At 75.9% G+C, this 15,795-nt stretch carries 14 protein-coding genes, 1 tRNA gene and 1 pseudogene; 4 read left to right on the top strand and 12 right to left on the bottom strand.

What is annotated here, in order from left to right:
• Window positions 1-98 precede the first annotated feature (98 nt).
• From ACFV3R_RS03975 to ACFV3R_RS03955, 5 genes are all read right to left on the bottom strand, one after another.
• The gene (locus tag ACFV3R_RS03975) at window positions 99-782 is read right to left on the bottom strand and encodes a hypothetical protein (RefSeq protein WP_385575020.1); all 684 of its coding nucleotides are present in this window, start codon (window positions 780-782) and stop codon (window positions 99-101) included.
• A gap of 263 nt (window positions 783-1,045) precedes the next feature.
• Window positions 1,046-1,438: a hypothetical protein gene (locus tag ACFV3R_RS03970; RefSeq protein ID WP_385575016.1), complete on the bottom strand. Its 393-nt coding sequence runs from the start codon at window positions 1,436-1,438 to the stop codon at window positions 1,046-1,048.
• 125 nt (window positions 1,439-1,563) lie between these two features.
• A complete protein-coding gene (locus ACFV3R_RS03965) occupies window positions 1,564-2,844 on the bottom strand; it encodes an AAA family ATPase (protein ID WP_385575492.1) in 1,281 nt (426 codons plus the stop codon).
• A gap of 98 nt (window positions 2,845-2,942) precedes the next feature.
• Window positions 2,943-4,610 (bottom strand): hypothetical protein, encoded by a 1,668-nt coding sequence (locus ACFV3R_RS03960; RefSeq protein ID WP_385575011.1) that lies wholly within the window; start codon window positions 4,608-4,610, stop codon window positions 2,943-2,945.
• Window positions 4,610-5,944, bottom strand: a complete 1,335-nt coding sequence (locus ACFV3R_RS03955) for a hypothetical protein (protein ID WP_385575007.1) — start codon at window positions 5,942-5,944, stop codon at window positions 4,610-4,612. The genes ACFV3R_RS03960 and ACFV3R_RS03955 overlap by 1 nt, the downstream gene beginning before the upstream one ends.
• Window positions 5,945-6,131: 187 nt before the next feature.
• Between ACFV3R_RS03955 and ACFV3R_RS03950 the strand changes: the two genes are divergently transcribed.
• Complete coding sequence (locus ACFV3R_RS03950; protein WP_385575004.1) at window positions 6,132-6,734, top strand: histidine phosphatase family protein; 603 nt, start codon at window positions 6,132-6,134, stop codon at window positions 6,732-6,734.
• 55 nt (window positions 6,735-6,789) lie between these two features.
• Window positions 6,790-7,290, top strand: coding sequence for a DinB family protein (locus ACFV3R_RS03945; protein WP_385575001.1), 501 nt, complete (start codon window positions 6,790-6,792; stop codon window positions 7,288-7,290).
• A gap of 116 nt (window positions 7,291-7,406) precedes the next feature.
• On the opposite strand, the gene ACFV3R_RS03940 is transcribed toward ACFV3R_RS03945, so the two are convergent.
• Window positions 7,407-8,918 carry a tetratricopeptide repeat protein gene (locus tag ACFV3R_RS03940; protein WP_385574998.1) on the bottom strand — a complete coding sequence of 504 codons (1,512 nt, stop codon included), beginning with the start codon at window positions 8,916-8,918 and terminating at the stop codon, window positions 7,407-7,409.
• 246 nt (window positions 8,919-9,164) lie between these two features.
• Here ACFV3R_RS03940 and ACFV3R_RS03935 point away from each other — a divergent pair, with 246 nt between their 5' ends.
• Together ACFV3R_RS03935 and ACFV3R_RS03930 are read left to right on the top strand one after the other, a co-directional pair.
• Window positions 9,165-9,755 (top strand): hypothetical protein, encoded by a 591-nt coding sequence (locus ACFV3R_RS03935; protein WP_385574995.1) that lies wholly within the window; start codon window positions 9,165-9,167, stop codon window positions 9,753-9,755.
• Window positions 9,756-9,825: 70 nt separating this feature from the next.
• Window positions 9,826-10,692, top strand: a complete 867-nt coding sequence (locus ACFV3R_RS03930) for a spermidine synthase (protein WP_385574991.1) — start codon at window positions 9,826-9,828, stop codon at window positions 10,690-10,692.
• A gap of 24 nt (window positions 10,693-10,716) precedes the next feature.
• Here ACFV3R_RS03930 and ACFV3R_RS03925 read toward each other — a convergent pair whose 3' ends face one another.
• The 6 genes and pseudogenes from ACFV3R_RS03925 to ACFV3R_RS03900 all read right to left on the bottom strand — a co-directional run bounded on the left by ACFV3R_RS03925 (window position 10,717) and on the right by ACFV3R_RS03900 (window position 15,435).
• Window positions 10,717-11,088: a hypothetical protein gene (locus ACFV3R_RS03925; protein ID WP_385574986.1), complete on the bottom strand. Its 372-nt coding sequence runs from the start codon at window positions 11,086-11,088 to the stop codon at window positions 10,717-10,719.
• Window positions 11,089-11,359: 271 nt separating this feature from the next.
• On the bottom strand, window positions 11,360-11,926 hold the full coding sequence (locus ACFV3R_RS03920) for a hypothetical protein (protein WP_385574981.1): 567 nt from the start codon (window positions 11,924-11,926) through the stop codon (window positions 11,360-11,362).
• A gap of 262 nt (window positions 11,927-12,188) precedes the next feature.
• Window positions 12,189-12,261: transfer RNA gene (locus tag ACFV3R_RS03915), tRNA-His, on the bottom strand.
• A gap of 100 nt (window positions 12,262-12,361) precedes the next feature.
• Window positions 12,362-13,021 (bottom strand): oligoribonuclease, encoded by a 660-nt coding sequence (gene orn / locus ACFV3R_RS03910; protein WP_385574977.1) that lies wholly within the window; start codon window positions 13,019-13,021, stop codon window positions 12,362-12,364.
• Window positions 13,022-13,655: 634 nt separating this feature from the next.
• Window positions 13,656-14,694 (bottom strand): annotated as a pseudogene (locus tag ACFV3R_RS03905) (helix-turn-helix domain-containing protein); the annotation flags it as partial.
• Between the two features lie 435 nt (window positions 14,695-15,129).
• A complete protein-coding gene (locus ACFV3R_RS03900; protein WP_385574974.1) occupies window positions 15,130-15,435 on the bottom strand; it encodes a hypothetical protein in 306 nt (101 codons plus the stop codon).
• Between the last annotated feature and the right edge of the window lie 360 nt (window positions 15,436-15,795).

Here is a 15,795-nt window from a genome sequence, read left to right as displayed (position 1 = left end):
GCCTGCTGACGTGGAAAACCTTAGCACCCGTCCGGCCACCGGCAAAAATCGCTTTCGGCGGCGGCTGCGGGCACCGCCGGACGGCTTGTTCTCGCCCCTCAGGCCACCGTGACCCCGTCCTCCTGCCCCCGGCCCGCGAGCCCTCCGGGGCGGGCGGTGCGGACGCAGGCCCACAGCAGGGCCTCCGGGCCCGGCAGCCACGGCGTCCGGACCTCGGGCGCGACCAGCCACCGCGAGGCGAGCGGCGTGGCCGGCCCCCGGTACTCCTCGTCGGCCGGCTCCGGGTACAGGGCCGGCAGGGTCACCGCGTCCCCCCGGCCGTGGCACAGCACCGGCGGCGGACCGGCGGCGGTGCGGGCCGAACCGGTGACCGGGGCCGTCAGCCACCGCAGCAGGGCGGGGAGGCGCGAGGCGGTGCCCGGGGCGGTGAACACCAGCACCCGGCCGCGGTGCACCGCGACCGGGCCCGAGCCGGGACCGTCCGACCAGAGCCGGTCCACCAGCGCGGACCCGAACACCAGGGGCGCGCTGACCACGTCGAACTCCCGTCCGCAGGGCAGGACGGCCGGCACGGTGGGCCGGTCCAGCCACGCCTGGCGGACCGCCCCCGGCCGGTCACTCGCGGACGCCAGCCACTCCGCCCCCGCCAGCGTCACGTACGCACACGCCTGGGATGCGGGCGCCACGGCGCGCGGCCGGTGAGGGTGGCCGTGCCCGGCGGCGCGCCCCGCGAGCTGGAGCCGGGAGCCGGGACGGGCGGAGGGGATATGCCGTTCGGTCATGCCCTCAGGTCTACCGAGACGACGGATGCGGTACCGGCGGATCACCGGAAACCAGGACAGGAGGTGTCAGGAGGCGCTATCTTCCCTCCTGCGCATATGCCAAGGGGATCACCCCGTGGCCTCACCGACGCACCGCGGAGGCCGCGCCGCCCGTACGGCGAGCGGGGAACCGGTGCCCGGAGCGCCGTAAAGCCCGGGCGGCGGTGGCCGGCCGGACGCCCGTCCCGTTGGACGGACGGCGGAGGGAAGGCGGGCGGCCCCGGTCAGGCGGGGGCGTCCGGCGACTGCCCGCCGTCGGCGCCCGACCGCATCAGGTCGCGCCCGAACTCCACCATCTTCCTGGCGTAGTCCTCCGTCCAGTCGGCCCGCTCGGCCAGCGCCCCCGGCGTCAGCCGGTCGAACCGCCGCGGATCGGCGAGCTGGGCCGCCGCCATCGCCTGGTACTCCATGGCCCGGTCGGCCGCCGCCCGGAACGCCAGGGTCAGCTCCGTCGCACGGGCCAGCAGCTCCCCGGGGTCCTCCATCGACTCCAGGTCGAAGAAGTGCTCCGGGTCGGAGGCGGCCTCCGGCGGCTCGAACATCAACGGCACCGGCCGCATGCGCCGCGGTGCGGACGAGGGGCCACGCGGGTCGGGAGCCGGATGCGGCTCGGACATGTACTACCTCCAGATCGGGTGCCGCGTCCCATTGTCCCGCGGGACGCAAGAGGGCACTCCCGCCGGTGCGCGCCGACCCGGCCGCCCGGCACGCCCCGGGCGGCCGGGCCCGGTGGTCCCGGCCGTCAGCCCCAGCCCACCCGGTGCTCCGCCAGACGGGCCAGCACCGCGTGGTGCGCCTCCCAGCCGTCCGGGAACCGCACCGCCACGCCCAGCTGCACCGGCTCCACGGAGGGGTGGGCGTCCAGCAGCTCGGCGATCCCGGCCCGCGCCACCACCACACAGGCGTGCCGGTGGCGGGAGACCAGCACGCACAGCCGCCCCGTCTCCAGGTGGAACGCGGTGGCGTCGGGCCGCCCGGAGAGGGGGTGCCACACCACCGTCAGATCGAACTCCCGGCCCTGCAGCCGGTTGGCGGTGTCCACCGTCACACCCTCGACCCCGGCCGCGGCCAACGCCGCCCGCACCGCCGCCGCCTGGTCGCGGTGGGCCGTCCCGACGGCGACCCGGTCGGCGGTCAGCGGCGAGCTGCGCGGCCCGCCCTCGCCGAAGGTGCGGCCCTCCCGCTCCAGCGTCCGCCGCACCAGCTCGGCCAGGACCGCCACCACCTCGGGGTCGGTCCGCGGGGTGCGGCGCGCCGGCAGCTCCAGCAGGCCCCAGCCCGAGCGGGCCGCCTCGTCCAGCGCGCCGTCCACCGGGGTGGCCCGGGCGGGCGCCGTGAAGGTGAGGGTGCGCTCGCCCGGGCCCGTGCCGCTGCGGAACGGGGTGAAGGGGTAGAAGGCGCGGGAGACCAGGGGCGCGGCGGACGCCGGCAGCCGCCAGGACACCGGCAACCGGTGCTGCGGCAGGTCCGGGTTGTGCGCCAGCAGCGTGGCGACCGCGCTGGCCGACGGGTCGTGCGAGAGCCCCGCCCACTGGTCGCCCTCCACCACGCTGAACGGGTCGAGCTGCCCCGGGTCGCCGACGAACAGAGCCCGCTCGAAGAGCCCCGCGACGGCCAGCAGCGCGTCCGAGCGCATCTGGTAGGCCTCGTCGACGATGGCGTGCCGCCAGCCCTCGTCCACCTTGGTCCAGGCCCACTTCGCCGCGGTGGAGACCACCACGTCCAGACCGGCGAGGTCGGCGACCCGGGCGGAGGTGCGCACCGAGGGCAGGGCGTCCAGCGCCTCGTCGTAGGCACCGGGGTCACTGCTGTGCAGCCGCCCCACCGGCAGGTCGGGGTCCTTGGCGGCCAGGCGCTGCACCAGGTCGTCGACCTGCGCGTTGGTCTGCGCCACGATCATCAGGGGACGCCCGGCCGCCGCCAGCTCCCGGGCGGCGCGCACCACGAGGGTGGACTTGCCGGCGCCCGGCGGGGAGTCGACCACCACGCCGCGCCGCTCGTCGTGCAGCGTGTCGTGGAGGATCGCCTCGGTCGCCGCGGTGGCCGCGGCCCCCGGGTCGGCGGCGGCGAGCCGGTCCGCTTCGGTGGCCGCGGTACCGGCCGCGGTGGGGACGGGGTGACTCACAGGAAGTCCTCCGCGGTGACGGGGTCGGGCTCCTCCAGGGGGAGGGTGACCGCGGGCGGGCGGGCCGGCCCCGCCTCCCCGGCGGCCCCTCCCGCCGCCGGCCCACCGTGCCCGGCGGGGCCGGCGGCTGCGGCCGGAGCGGCGGGTCCGGGCAGGTCGCCGGGTGGTCCGCCGTGCGTCCAGGGCGTGTCCTCGGGGGCGGGCAGCCCGGGGCCGCCGCGGGGCGCGTGCTCGAAGGCCGTCCAGCACACCCGGTCGCCCTCGCTCGGTACCGAGCCCTCCTCCGGGGTCTTCCCACGCCCCATGCCGCCCGTCAGCCGCACCACCAGCACGCCCTCGTCCCCCGGCGCCGCCGGCTCGTTCTCCCAGGCCACCACCTCGGCCGGCTGGCTGCGCCCGTCGGGCAGGGCGCGGTGCAGGCGGGTCCCCGCGGGCCAGCGCGCCTCGTCGCGGGAGCGGACCGAGACCAGTGGGCGCGGCATGGCGCGGCGCCCCTCGGAGAACGCCATCTCCACGGCCGTCACCTCACCCGCCAGCGCCTCGCCCGCCATCCGCCGCCCCGCCATCACCAGCGGGTCGTCCAGCGCCTCCTGGGCGTCGAGCTGGGCGTGCGCACTCTCCCGGGTGGCGAGCTTCTGCGCGGCGGTGACCGCGTCGTCCCGCCGCGGCTGGGGCGGCTCACCGGCGCGCACCCGGTCCCGGTGGGCGGTGTAGGACCAGCGGTCGCGCTGCCAGCGGTCCGCCACGTGGGCGCCCTCGGGCAGCTCGCCCAGCAGGTCCAGCGCGTGCCAGACGGCGTCCCAGGTCGGCCGGAGCTGCCCCTCCAGCAGGGCCCGCAGCGCCTCGCCGGCACCGGGCAGCCCCGCGTCCCAGCGGGCCACCGCCGGCGCCAGCACCACGCTGTCGAAGGTGGGGTCGGTGGCGGGGCCGGCCGGCGGGCAGCGCAGCAGGCCGCGCTCGTCCCGGCTGCGCTCGGCCTCCTCGGCGGCCCGCGCGCCGGACAGGCCGGCCGGCGGGTCGATCCAGGCCAGCAACGAGGCGAGGTGCTGGTCCTCCAGGACGCTCTGGCCGGTGGCCCAGTGCCGGGTGAGCAGGCCGGTGGCGGCCACCAGCAGGCAGGAGCCGGGCACCCGGGCCCGCTCGCCGAAGTGCGTCAGCCAGCGGCCCAGCAGCGGCACCCGCGGCGGTGCGGGGTAGGCGGCCTCCGGGTCGGTCTCGGCCGTCCGGCGGAAGCGCATCGAGCGACCGAGCAGCCGGACGAACTCCACGCCCGCGGCGCTCGGCACGACGAGCTGCGGTGCGTCCCGGCACAGCTCGGCCGCCACCGTCACGCGCTCGCCCGTCGCCGGGTCGGTCTCCCTGCGCTCCAGGTGCTCGACGTCCTCGGCGAAGGCGTCGACGTAGGGCAGGACCACGTCGGCGAGTTCGGCGAGGAAGGCGGAGCGCAGGTCCCGGTCGCGGGGCTGGTTCACGGTGAGCAGCGTCGGCTTGTCGCGGTCGGTGCCGACCAGGGCCCCGAGCGGCGCCCCGCTCTCACCGGCAGTGGTCAGCGGCACGAGGACGAGCGGGTTCGGCGAGAGGTGTCGGTGGCGGACCGTGGTCAGCGGCCGGGCCCGGCCCGCGGCGACCGCCTCCATCCGCGCCAGCGCGTCGATGAGCGCCATCACGCCTCCCCGGCGGTGTCGGTGGTCTCGGTCTCGGTGGGCTGCGTGGTGCCGGCGGCCTCGGCCAGCGCCTCGGCGCGCAGGGCGGCCGCCCGGCGCAGCGCCACCGCGGCCGGGTCCTGCTCCCCGCTGTCCGTCTGCGCACTCCCCGGGGAGGCGGAGCGGGCAGCGGCCAGGACCTGGTCGACGGTGTGCAGGCCGCCCAGCTCGCCGCGGACCGAGCGGCCCAGGGTCGCCACCGACCCGGCGGCGCGGGCCTGCGCCCGGCAGTGGAAGGCCAGTTCGCAGGTGGCCAGGCACTCGGGGGCGTAGGCCGCGGCCACCGCGTCGACCGCCGAGGTCAGCTCGGCCACCGGCCGGGTGGGGGTGCCCTCCTCGCCCTCCGGACGCAGGTCGAAGGTGGTGCCGGGGGGCAGCTGTGCGGCGAGGTCCTCGACGTGGGCCATGCGCGCCAACTGACGCCTGGTGGTGGCGATCTGCTTGCGGATGTCGACGGAGCGGGCGGTGGGGAGGTTGGAGAAGTCCTTGGGGCAGACGAGCAGGAAGTCCGTCTCCACCTCCGGGGTACGCCCGCCGGCCCCGGTCGTGTGCCGGGCCACGCCGGCCAGCCCCAGCGCGTACACGGCGGCCTGCCGGGCGGCGGCGCCCACCTTCTCGGCGTCCGCGGAACCGTCCAGTACCGGGAAGGACTTGATCTCCACGACCGTCCAGCGGCCGTCGGGGCTCACCACGACCGCGTCCGGCTCCAGGTAGGCCGGTGCCCCGGCGACGTGCAGCACCAGCATCGGGTGGTCGAGGAAGGACCAGCCGCCGCGTGCGGTCGCCTCCCGCAGCGCCAGCGCGGTCCGTGCCGCCCGGCCCTGCGGACCGGCCGCCGAGACGTCCGGGACGTGGATCTCGCCGGCCTCCGGCGGCTCCAGGGCGGCGGCCTCGCCGCGCAGGGAGCCGTGCAGGAGGCGCACCGTCTCGGCGCCGGAGTCGGCCTTCACCCGCGCCTCGAAGGTGTTGCCGCGGGCGAAGGCGAACGGTGACTGGCCGTAGTCCGCCGGCGAGCCCAACGCCCGGGCCAGCCGCGCCTTGTCGACGCCGGCGCCGTCGAGGAGGGCGCGGCGGTGGCAGCCCGGGTTGGCGGCGAGGGCCGCGATGGCACGCGCGTCGAGGGGACGCGGCGCGACGCCTGGCCCCCGCAGCTCGGCGAGGCGCCCGGTGCCGCGCTGGTCGGGGACGCCGCCCGCCGGTCCGCCGGCACCGGCTGCCCGGTCCGCCGGCACCGGTCCGTCGGACGGCCCCGGGGGCGGGCCGGCCGCGGCGGCGCTGTCGCGGGATACGTTCATCCGCCGAAGTCTTTCACCCCCCGCCGACAATCGGCGAAAGGGCCGGGCCCCGCCGTCCCCACCACCGCCTTCCCCACGCGGCGGGCGCGGCGGGGGGTGGGTGATGATGGAGAGGAGAGAGGCGTCCGCCCCGAGCGGCGCACAGCGTTCCGAGATGGCCGCCGAGAGCGGCGAGAGGTCTACCCCCATGGCACCGCGCATCCTGCTGGCCCGGCACGGGCAGACGGAATGGTCCCTGTCCGGCAAGCACACCGGACGGACGGACATCCCCCTCCTGGAGGAGGGCCGACGCGGCGCCAAGCTGCTGGGGGAGCGGCTCCACCGGGCGCCCTGGCACGGCCTGCCGGACGCCGAGATCCGCACCAGTCCGCTGGTGCGCGCCAGTGAGACCTGCGAGCTGGCCGGCTTCGGCGACCGGGCCCGGCACTGGGACGCCCTCATGGAGTTCGACTACGGCGCCTACGAGGGCATGACGCCGGCCGAGATCAAGGCCGGCCGCCCCGACTGGCTCATCTGGCGGGACGGCGTCCCGGAGGGGGAGACGCTGGCCGAGGTGACCGAACGCGTCGACGGTGTCATCGAGTGGGCCCGGTCCGCCGACCGGGACGTGCTCCTCTTCGCCCACGGCCACGTCCTGCGCGCCCTGGGCGCCCGCTGGCTCGGGCTGGACATCGCCTTCGGCGCCCGCATCCGGCTGGCCCCCACCTCCCTCTCCGTCCTGGGCTGGGCGTACGGGGAGCCGGCGCTGGAGCGCTGGAACGACACCGGCCACCTGGGGGACGCGGAGTAGGCGGGACCGCGCGACAACGCTAGGCCTCCTCCCGGCCGCCGCGTAGCCTCCGTCCGTGACGGAAACCACCGCAAGAGCAGACCTTCGCCCGCCCGGCCTGGCCGCCGACGAACGCACCACGCTGCTGACCTTCCTGGACTACCTGCGGGAGGCGGTCGCCGCCAAGGTGCGCGACGTCCCCGAAGCCGGGGCCCGCGCCGCCGGGGTGCCTTCCGGCACCAGCCTCCTCGGCCTGGTGCGGCACCTCACCGCCGTCGAGGACAACTGGTTCCAGTGGGCCTACGCGGGTGCCGACGTGCCGCTGCTGGACGACGAGGTGCCGCCCGGCGCGGAGACCGTGTCCGAGGCGCTGGCCGCCTACCGGGAGGCGGCAGCCCGCAGCAACCGGGTCGTCGAGGCCTGCCGGGACCTCGAGGAGCCCGGCGCCAGGTCGTTGCGGGAGACGGCGCCGCCCACGATGCGCTGGCTGCTGGTGCACATGATCGAGGAGACCGGCCGGCACGCGGGGCACGCCGACATCCTGCGGGAGCAGCTCGACGGTTCCGTCGGACGGTGACGCCGCGGCCGGCCTCCTCCCGGCGCCGCCTCCCGCCCCGGCCCCACCGCGTCCGCCGCCGCCCGCCGGGCGCAGGGGCCGGGAGGCAGGGGTGGTGCCGGGCGGCCCGGGAGCGGTCAGGCGGTCCGGGTCAGGGCCGCGTGCCGCTCCAGGAACCAGGCGACCTCGGGGGAGTCCCGGCGGTGGGGGCGGAGGGCCTGGGCGGTGCCCGCCACCATCGAGCGGATGCGGGCGGACTGGACGCGGTCCAGCAGCGACAGGACCCGGGAGCCGGCCACCGCGGCCTCCACGGGGGAGCCGCTGCCCGCGAGGTCGCCGGCGAGTTCGGCGGTGAACAGCGCGATATTGCGCGTGAAGTGGGGGTTCTGCAGCTCCACCGCGCGCCGCGCGTGCCGGGCCGCCCGCTCGTAGCGGCCCAGCGCGGCCCAGCACTGGGCCTGCAATCCCTCCAGCTCCGCCTCGCCGAAGAAGGACATCCACTCCGGGTCCGCCTCCGAGGGCCCCTGGGCGAAGAACCGGCAGGACCTGGCCAGGGACTGCTCACATCCGCCGCGGTCGGCCAGCCCGGCCCAGCCCCCCGCCTCGCGCAGGGACAACAGGGACATCAGCCGGGCCGAGCCCAGGCGCCGGGCCGCGCGCTGTGCCGCCTGCGAGGCTCGCACCGCCTCACGCGGGCGGCCCGCGTCGCGCGCCAGGAAGGCGGTGTTGCAGAAGGCGTGCGCCTCCAGGGCGTCGTCGCCGCTCATCCGGGCGGTGGCCAGGGCTTCGCCGTAGTGCGAGCGGGCGGCGTCGAAGCGGCCCGAGTCGTGCGCCAACCATCCCACGGAGATGGCGAGTTCACCGGCGCCGTTGTGCAGCCGGTCGTTGACCGCCTGCCGTTGCGCGCCGGCGTCCAGCAGTTCGTAGGCGGCGCGCAGTCTCCCGGTGGCCTGTTCGTAGAGTCTCTCCGCCCCGTGCCGGTCGTCCAGGAGCCGGATGTTGCGCACCGCCTCCTCCACGGCCGCGGCCTCGCGCCTGCCGGCCCGGTGGGGGCCGGACTCCCGGCGTGGTCCGGGCAGATGGGCCGGGCCGGGCAGGCCGCCGGCCCCCAGGGCGGCCGCCGGGCCGCCGGTGATGAACGCGCGACGCAGCACGTCGCTCTCCTCGTGGATGTGGTGACGGGTGACGCCGGGGTGGGGCGTGGGCCACCGGGGCGGGGCGGTGAGGGGCGGGGCCCCGTCACCGGTCCGCAGCCCGGAGGGCGGTCGACGGAGCGGGCTCTCCGGCACGGAGCCGGGGTCCCCGCCGGGCGGGACCGGGGCGGTGGCCGCCCCGGGGTGTGCCGCCCGACCGCGTACCCGCTCCCGGGGGAGGAAGCCCATGTCCTGGAGGGAGAGGCCCGGGAACATGTGCCGAAACACGCGTTCGTAGGCGTAGTTGGGGCATCTGATCTCCCCGGACTCCACTCGTCCCACGTAACGGGCGTCGCACGAGACCTGTTCGCCGATCTCGCGCGCGGCGCGGCGCACCGCCGCGGCGAACTCGCCCGGCGAGCGCGCCCCGCGCAGTTCCCGGAACGCGGTGTTGGGACGGGTGGGCGCCCGGTGGGCGCCGGACGGAGACGCTGACGGCGTGGATGGCGACGCCATGGCGGTTCCTCCCTGCCCTCTGTGCCGACGGTCGCCGTACCCGGGTGGCACGGCGGGACGACCGTACCCTCTGTGACGGTGCTGCAACTCAGAGTTTGGCTACAAACGGCATATCCCATCCGTGATCCGCCATGAAGTGCCATCCTTTGCGGCGGTGTCACGCCGTAGCCGTTGACGCCTCCCGGCGTTGAACCCCTTGTAACGCAGTGGTGCGTCAGAGGAGGGGTTTCCGTGTGGGAGACCGGCGTGAGCGAGGGTGCCGTCGGCGCCGCGACCGCAGTCACGGGGACGGGTGAGGGACCCGGCACGGACCTCACCGACCTGCCGGACGGAGCGGTGGCCGGCCCCCAGGGCCCGATTACTTTCGGTCACCGCGGGGCGGCCGACGCCCAGACCGCACCGGCTGACGGCCCAGCCGCCGTGCACCCGCCGGGCCAGGCCTACGGCCCGCTCGACGCCGGCCGCGACGAGGAGCCCTGCGACCTGGTGACCGTCCCCGCCCGCCAGGGGCTGGAGGCGGTGGACATCCTGCGGCTGCGCGACGTGGTCGGGGCGGTGCTGCACGACGGCTCCTGCGACACCCTCGGTTTCCTCGTCCCGGCCGGTACCGCCGAGGGCTGGGACCTGCCGGGCAGCGCCTGCACCCAGACCCACGGTCGCGGACTCTCCCTGGGCGAGGCGGTGGCGGCCGCCGCCGGCCCGCCCGAGCCGCCGGTGGCGGGCACCGGATGGCTCGTGCCGCCGGACGGCGCCCGCGACCAGGCGACGGACCCGGCGGTGCTGCGGGAGGCGCTGGGCAGGGCGGCCCGCACCATCGAGGCGCTCGACGCGATGTGAGCGCTGCGCCCCACCGCACGGGGCCGCCGGTGCCGGTGGGGTCGGCGGGGCGGTGGGGGAGACTGGGGGGATGGGCAGGAGCAGGCGGCGCACCGCCGACGAGGACGTGGTCGTCGCGACCGTGGACGGAGGGACGGCCGAACTGCGGCCGGACCCGGACCGGCGCCGGGGCTTCACGCTGCGGATCGACGGGGCGCCGCAGTCGTACGTGGACCTCGACGACCCGTCCCACCTCGACTTCGCCTACCAGCGCCGGCTCGGACACCTCGTCGACCTCCTCGCGCCGCCGGGGCAGCCGGTGCGCGTCGTGCACCTCGGCGGGGGCGCCCTCACCATGGCGCGGTACGTCGCAGCCACCCGGCCGCGCTCCACGCAGCAGGTCATGGAGATCGACGCGCCGCTGGTACGCCTGGTGCGCGAACACCTGCCCCTGGACCCCGGCTGGCGTGTCCGGGTACGGGGCGGGGACGCCCGCGAGGGTTTGGCGAAGGTCCCGGACGGATGGGCCGACCTCGTCATCGCCGACGTCTTCCGGGGAGCCCGCACCCCCGCGCACCTGACGAGCGCCGAGTTCGTCGCGGAGGCGGCGCGGGCGCTGCGACCGGGGGGCTGGTACGCGGCCAACCTCGCCGACGGGCCGCCGCTGTCGTTCCTGCGGGGCCAGATCGCGACCGTCCACACCGTCTTCGAGCGGTTGGCGCTGACCGCGGAGCCGGCGGTGCTGCGGGGCAAGCGGTTCGGCAACGCCGTACTGCTCGCCGCGGACGGGGCGCTGCCGGTCGCCGAGCTCACCCGGCGGGCGGCCACCGACCCGCAGTCCGCGCGGGTGGAGCAGGGGCAGGTGCTGCTGGACCTCACCGGCGGCGCCGCGCCGGTCACGGATGCAACGGCCGCCGACTCGCCGGCACCGCCCCCCGCGGTCTTCCGCGACCGCTGACGCCGCCGCCCGCCGCCCGCCGTGTCACGCGCCGTAGGGGCAGGCCGCCGCCTGGCGGGGGCAGGCGACCAACGCCCGGGAGACGAACCGGCCGTGGGACCAGTAGCCCCACACCACGTCGGTGCCGCGCCGCAGGCAGTCCTCGGCGTGGGCGAGCTGCACCTGGGCCGGCAGGTCGCCCGCGCCGCGCGGGTGTTCCTCCAACTCGGCGCGCAGCCACCGCCCGGCGGCGGCCCGCCCCTCCTCGCTGCTCCGGTAGGTGTGCACCACCCGGGAGGCGTCCTTCCGCAACCAGTCGGCGACCAGCCGGGGCGGGACGGGCTGCGAGGGGTCGAGGCGCTCCGGGTCCGCGGGAACCCCGGTGCCGATCCAGGCGTACGCGTGCCAGTGGGCCATGCCGAAGCCCTACCTCGGCATGCGCACCCACGCCCCCCACGCCGCCCGGTTCACGCGAACACCTCGCCGCCGCCACCCGGCCGCGTCAGCCATGGCCGCCCGTCCCCGGCGTCGCCGAACGTCGCTGTCATGCCGCCCCGACGCCGTGCAGCGGGGTGTCGACGACCGTGTCGGCGGCCTGGGCGGGGGAGAGGTCCGGCGAGCGGCCGCCCTGCCGACTGCCCCTCGGCCGGTGTCGGTTGGCTTTCGGCAGCGGCCGGAGCGGCTGCCTTCAGTGGCCTGAGGATTCGGCCCCCTCCAGCAGCACCGACCGGCAAGCCGTCTCGAAGCGTGAAAGCGCCTGCCCCATCCCGGTCTCCGCCTGCCCGAGTTCCGCGTCGTAGGAGGACGTCTCCTCTTCCATGCCCCTCGTGGCGCAGATCCTGTATGCCTTCCTGCACGCTTTTCTGAGGTCGGTTGCCGCACCGGACACCTGGTCAGGACCGATGAGGGCGATCTCCGCGATGCCGGCCGCCAGGTTGTGGTACTTCTCGAAAAGCGTTTCCCCCGCTTCCCGGCGCTCCCTTGCACGGTCCTCGCGTGAGAACGGGGCCACGGAGAGCACGAAGTCGGCGTATCCGCGGTAAACGGCCGAGTACGCCGCATGGCGCTGCTGCCGGATCCAGTGCGCCTGCTCGCTGAGCGCCTGTTCCTTGACCTGGTCGACGACGGCCTGCGCTGCTGCGGCAGCGCTGTGGCGACTCGTACGGTGCGTCACGATCGCCCCCAGTACGGCCGTGATGACGGCGCCGATGAGCGCTCCGATGCCGCTGTAGAAGGTGGCCAGTCCCTCGTCCACGTTCCCCCCTGTGCCCGGTGGCCGTGAGGGTACCGAGGCTGGTGGCGGGGACGCGAGGCGCGGAGGACGGCATGCCGGGAGTGGTGGGACGCCGGCCGGCGCCGCGGCTGGTCCTCGCGTGGCCCTTCCACGACCTGCGCCGTGTGCCGGAGGCCGGGCCGGCCCAGGACGCCCGGGCGGTGACGTGCACCCGCGGTGTGCCACCGGGTCGAGGCATGATTGAGGCCCCACCTGTTTCCACAGGTGGGGCCTCAATCATCAGGGTGAGTAACGGGACTCGAACCCGCGACATCCTGGACCACAACCAGGTGCTCTACCAGCTGAGCTATACCCACCACGACCGCTTCGGGATCTTTCCCTGTCGGCCGAGAAAAAGTGTACAGGGTCGGCGGGGGTGCTCGCTCCCGGCTTTCCGTGGGCCGGGAGCGAGCCGGGTCACACGGTGGTCGGCGGGGTGGAGCCGTCCGTGCCGTCCGAGGGCCGGTGGGCGGTCTCCTCGGCGGGCAGGACGTGGCGGGCCGCGATCGCCTTGGCCGTGTCGGAGTCCGGCCCCGGCTGGGGGACGAACACCGCCTCGCGGTAGTACCGCAGCTCGGCGATGGACTCGCGGATGTCCGCCAGCGCCCGGTGGTTGCCGTTCTTCGGCGGGCTGTTGAAGTAGGCCCGCGGGTACCAGCGCCGGGCCAGCTCCTTGACGGAGGAGACGTCGACGATGCGGTAGTGCAGGTACTTCTCCAGGTCCGGCATGTCGCGCAGCAGGAAGCCGCGGTCGGTGCCGACGGAGTTGCCGCACAGCGGCGCCTTGCCGGGCTCCGGCACGTGACTGCGCACGTACTCCAGGACCTGCTGTTGCGCGTCGGCCAGCGTCGTACCGCCGTCCAGCTCGGCCAGCAGCCCGGAGGTGGTGTGCATCTCCCGCACGACCTCGGGCATGGTGGTCAGCGCCTCGGCGGGGGGACGGATGACGATGTCCACCCCCTCGCCGAGGATGTTCAGCTCCGAGTCCGTGACCAGTGCGGCCACCTCGATGAGCGCGTCGGTCGACAGCGAGAGGCCGGTCATCTCGCAGTCGATCCACACCATGCGATCGTTCATGTGTCTCACCCTAAGGGGCGCTCCCTGCGTACGGGGAGGACCGGGGGCGCACCGGTGAGGCCGGCGGGGGCCTCCGCCAACCATGCGGCGTACGGCGCCTCCCCCGCCTCGGGCGGATGCGGCGGGACGGCGGCCGGGTAGGGACGCGGGTTTCCCGCGGCGCCCGAGGGCCCCGGGCCGGGTCGGTCCGCGGGCACACCGCCGGTCCCCGGTGCCCCCTGGGCCCCGACGAACGCCGAGGCGCCGGCGCGCCTGGTCCGTTCCCACTCCGGCCGCTCCACCCGCTCGGGGCGTTCCGGCCGCTCCCGCCTGCCCGCCCAGCCGGCCCCTTCGCGCTGGGCCCGTTCCAGGCGGTCCGCGCGCTCGGCCCGGCCTTCACCCGGGGGGCGGTCGGCGTGGTCGTGGCGGGTGGCCGCCTCGGCGCGCACCCGGCCGCCCTCGGCCCGGGGGGCCGCGAACGCCTCGCCGGCCCGGGCATGCGTCTCCCTGCCCAGGCCCTCGTGGCGGGCCGGGCCTTCCCCGCGCTGCTCCGGGAGGCCGGGACGGTCGCGGTCCGGCTGGCGGTCGGCAGCCGCGGCGTCCCCCCACTCCCCGTGGCCGGGGCCCTCCGGGCGCGCACCGCCGAGACCCCCCGGCTCGGCGGGTGCCTGCGGCCGACGGGCCCGGTAGGCGGCCCGGTAGGCGGCGGGCGAGGCGCCGAGCTGCCGGCGGAAGTGCCCGCGCAGCGCCACCGGCGAGCGGAACCCGCACCGCCCGGCGACCTCGTCCACCGAGTAGTCGGAGGTCTCCAGCAGGCGCTGCGCCTGGAGCACGCGCTGGGTGATCAGCCACTGCAGCGGCGCACTGCCGGTCAGCGTCCGGAAGCGGCGGTCGAAGGTGCGGCGGCTCATGTAGGCGCGCGCGGCGAGCGTCTCCACGTCGAACTGCTCGTGGAGGTGCTCCAGGGCCCAGGCCACGACCTCGGCCAGCGGGTCGGCGCCGATCTCCTCCGGTAAAGACCTGTCCAGGTACCGGGCCTGGTGCAGTTCCGGGGCGCTGCGGCGCGGCGGCACGACCAGGCGGCGGGCCAGGGCGTTGGCCGCCTCGGCGCCGTGGTCGGTGCGCACGATGTGCAGGCACAGGTCGATGCCGGCGGCGGTGCCCGCGGAGGTCAGGATGTCGCCGTCGTCGACGTACAGCTCACGCGGGTCGACGTGGACGGAGGGGTAGCGCTTGGCGAGGGTCGGGGCGTACATCCAGTGCGTGGTGGCGGGACGGCCGTCCAGCAGACCGGCCGCGGCCAGGACGAAGGCACCGGTGCACAGCCCGACCACCCGGGCGCCCTCCTCGTGCGCGCGCCGCAGGGCGTCCAGGGCCGCGGGCGGCGGGGCCTGGGTGATCGACCGCCAGGCGGGGACCACGACTGTGCCGGCGCGCGCAATGGCTTCCAGCCCGTAGGGGGCGGAAAGTTCGAGCCCCCCGGTGGTGCGCAAAGGCGCCTCTTCGCCCGCGCACACGAGCAGGCGGTAGCGCGGAACGCCGGCGTCCTGTCGGTCCACTCCGAACACGGACAGCGGAATGGAACTCTCGAATATGGGGCCGCCGCTGAAGAGGAGCACCGCGACGATTTCACGGCGCCGCCGGGCGGCGAGTTTTCGCGTGGCGTCTAGTACGGCAGCGGAGTCCTGGCTCATGGCACTAAGCCCCCCTCGGTCGGCTCGCCCTCTCGGTCCTGCACTGTTCCCCCGCCGTCACTACCAAGATCGAATCTACTGTGTCCCATGGACGTCGACCGCCAGTCCACCACCTACAGGTAAGTCGACATGGCTACGTGGCGCGAAGCAGTCGATCACGAAGGGTTCCACGCGTCGGGTCCGCTGGGAAGTGCACCTTCGCGCTCTGCCCGTTCACGGTGGGCGCCAACCGCCTTGCGCGATCCTTTCGTGACCGGGCGGACGAAGACCTCAGGTCGCGTTTGCCAAGGGGTATTCGGCGCCCTGAAGTTGGCTGAAAAGAGCCCATCGTGTCCAGAGGATGCCCCCAGCGAGCCGACGAGGGCGAGGAACGGCAGCGGATGCGCCGTCACCGCGGTGAGCGGAGCGGGCGCGGTGACGAGGTCGGTGACGCGGTCAGTGACGCGGTCCGCGACCTGCGGGGTGGCGTCCGCCGCGGTGCGCGCCGGTGCCGGTACGGCTGTGCCGGCCGCGGTGCGGGGCCAGGTGCTCGGCGAGCAGCCGGGCCGCCGCGCGTTCGGACTGGCGCAGCAGCGCCCGGCAGGCGAGGGTCAGCATCCCCAGCGCGACGGCGGTGAGGGCGGCGGCCTGCCATGGCGTACCGCAGATCAGGAGGGTCAGCGGAACCAGCAGGCAACTGAAGGCCGCCCACCGCACGACCTCGCCCACCGGGTCGCCCTGTCTCCTCGACACACCGGGCACGGCGTGCTCCCTCCAGCGCCCACGGGTTGACGGCGGCCCGCGCCGGCGGGGCGGCGTGCGGACACTCCTACAACGGCGGCGGGTGCGAGGTGGTCACCGTCCGTGGTGCGTATGGAGCAAGCCGGGGCATTGCCATACCGGCTTCCCTCCGGCATGCTCCACGGAACGTTCGAGGGCCGGCCGGCTCTGCGTCGGCGTTCGTCATACCTTGACGGAGTCTGGGCAGTGCGGGAGTGGCGCCGTACTCTTGGGGTAAGGGACCCGGTAAGGAGAATCCCGGCCGGATCGCCCTTCGAGAGCCGCCGCCGAGGCCCCTCCGAGCGGTTCAGCTCGTCAACTGTCGGAACAAGTCACACGCCG

The sequence above is a fragment of the Streptomyces sp. NPDC059740 genome (assembly GCF_042733155.1).
Classification (GTDB): Bacteria; Actinomycetota; Actinomycetes; order Streptomycetales; family Streptomycetaceae; genus Streptomyces.
Note: the sequence above shows the minus strand (reverse complement) of the source record. Positions and strands in the feature narration are given on the sequence as shown.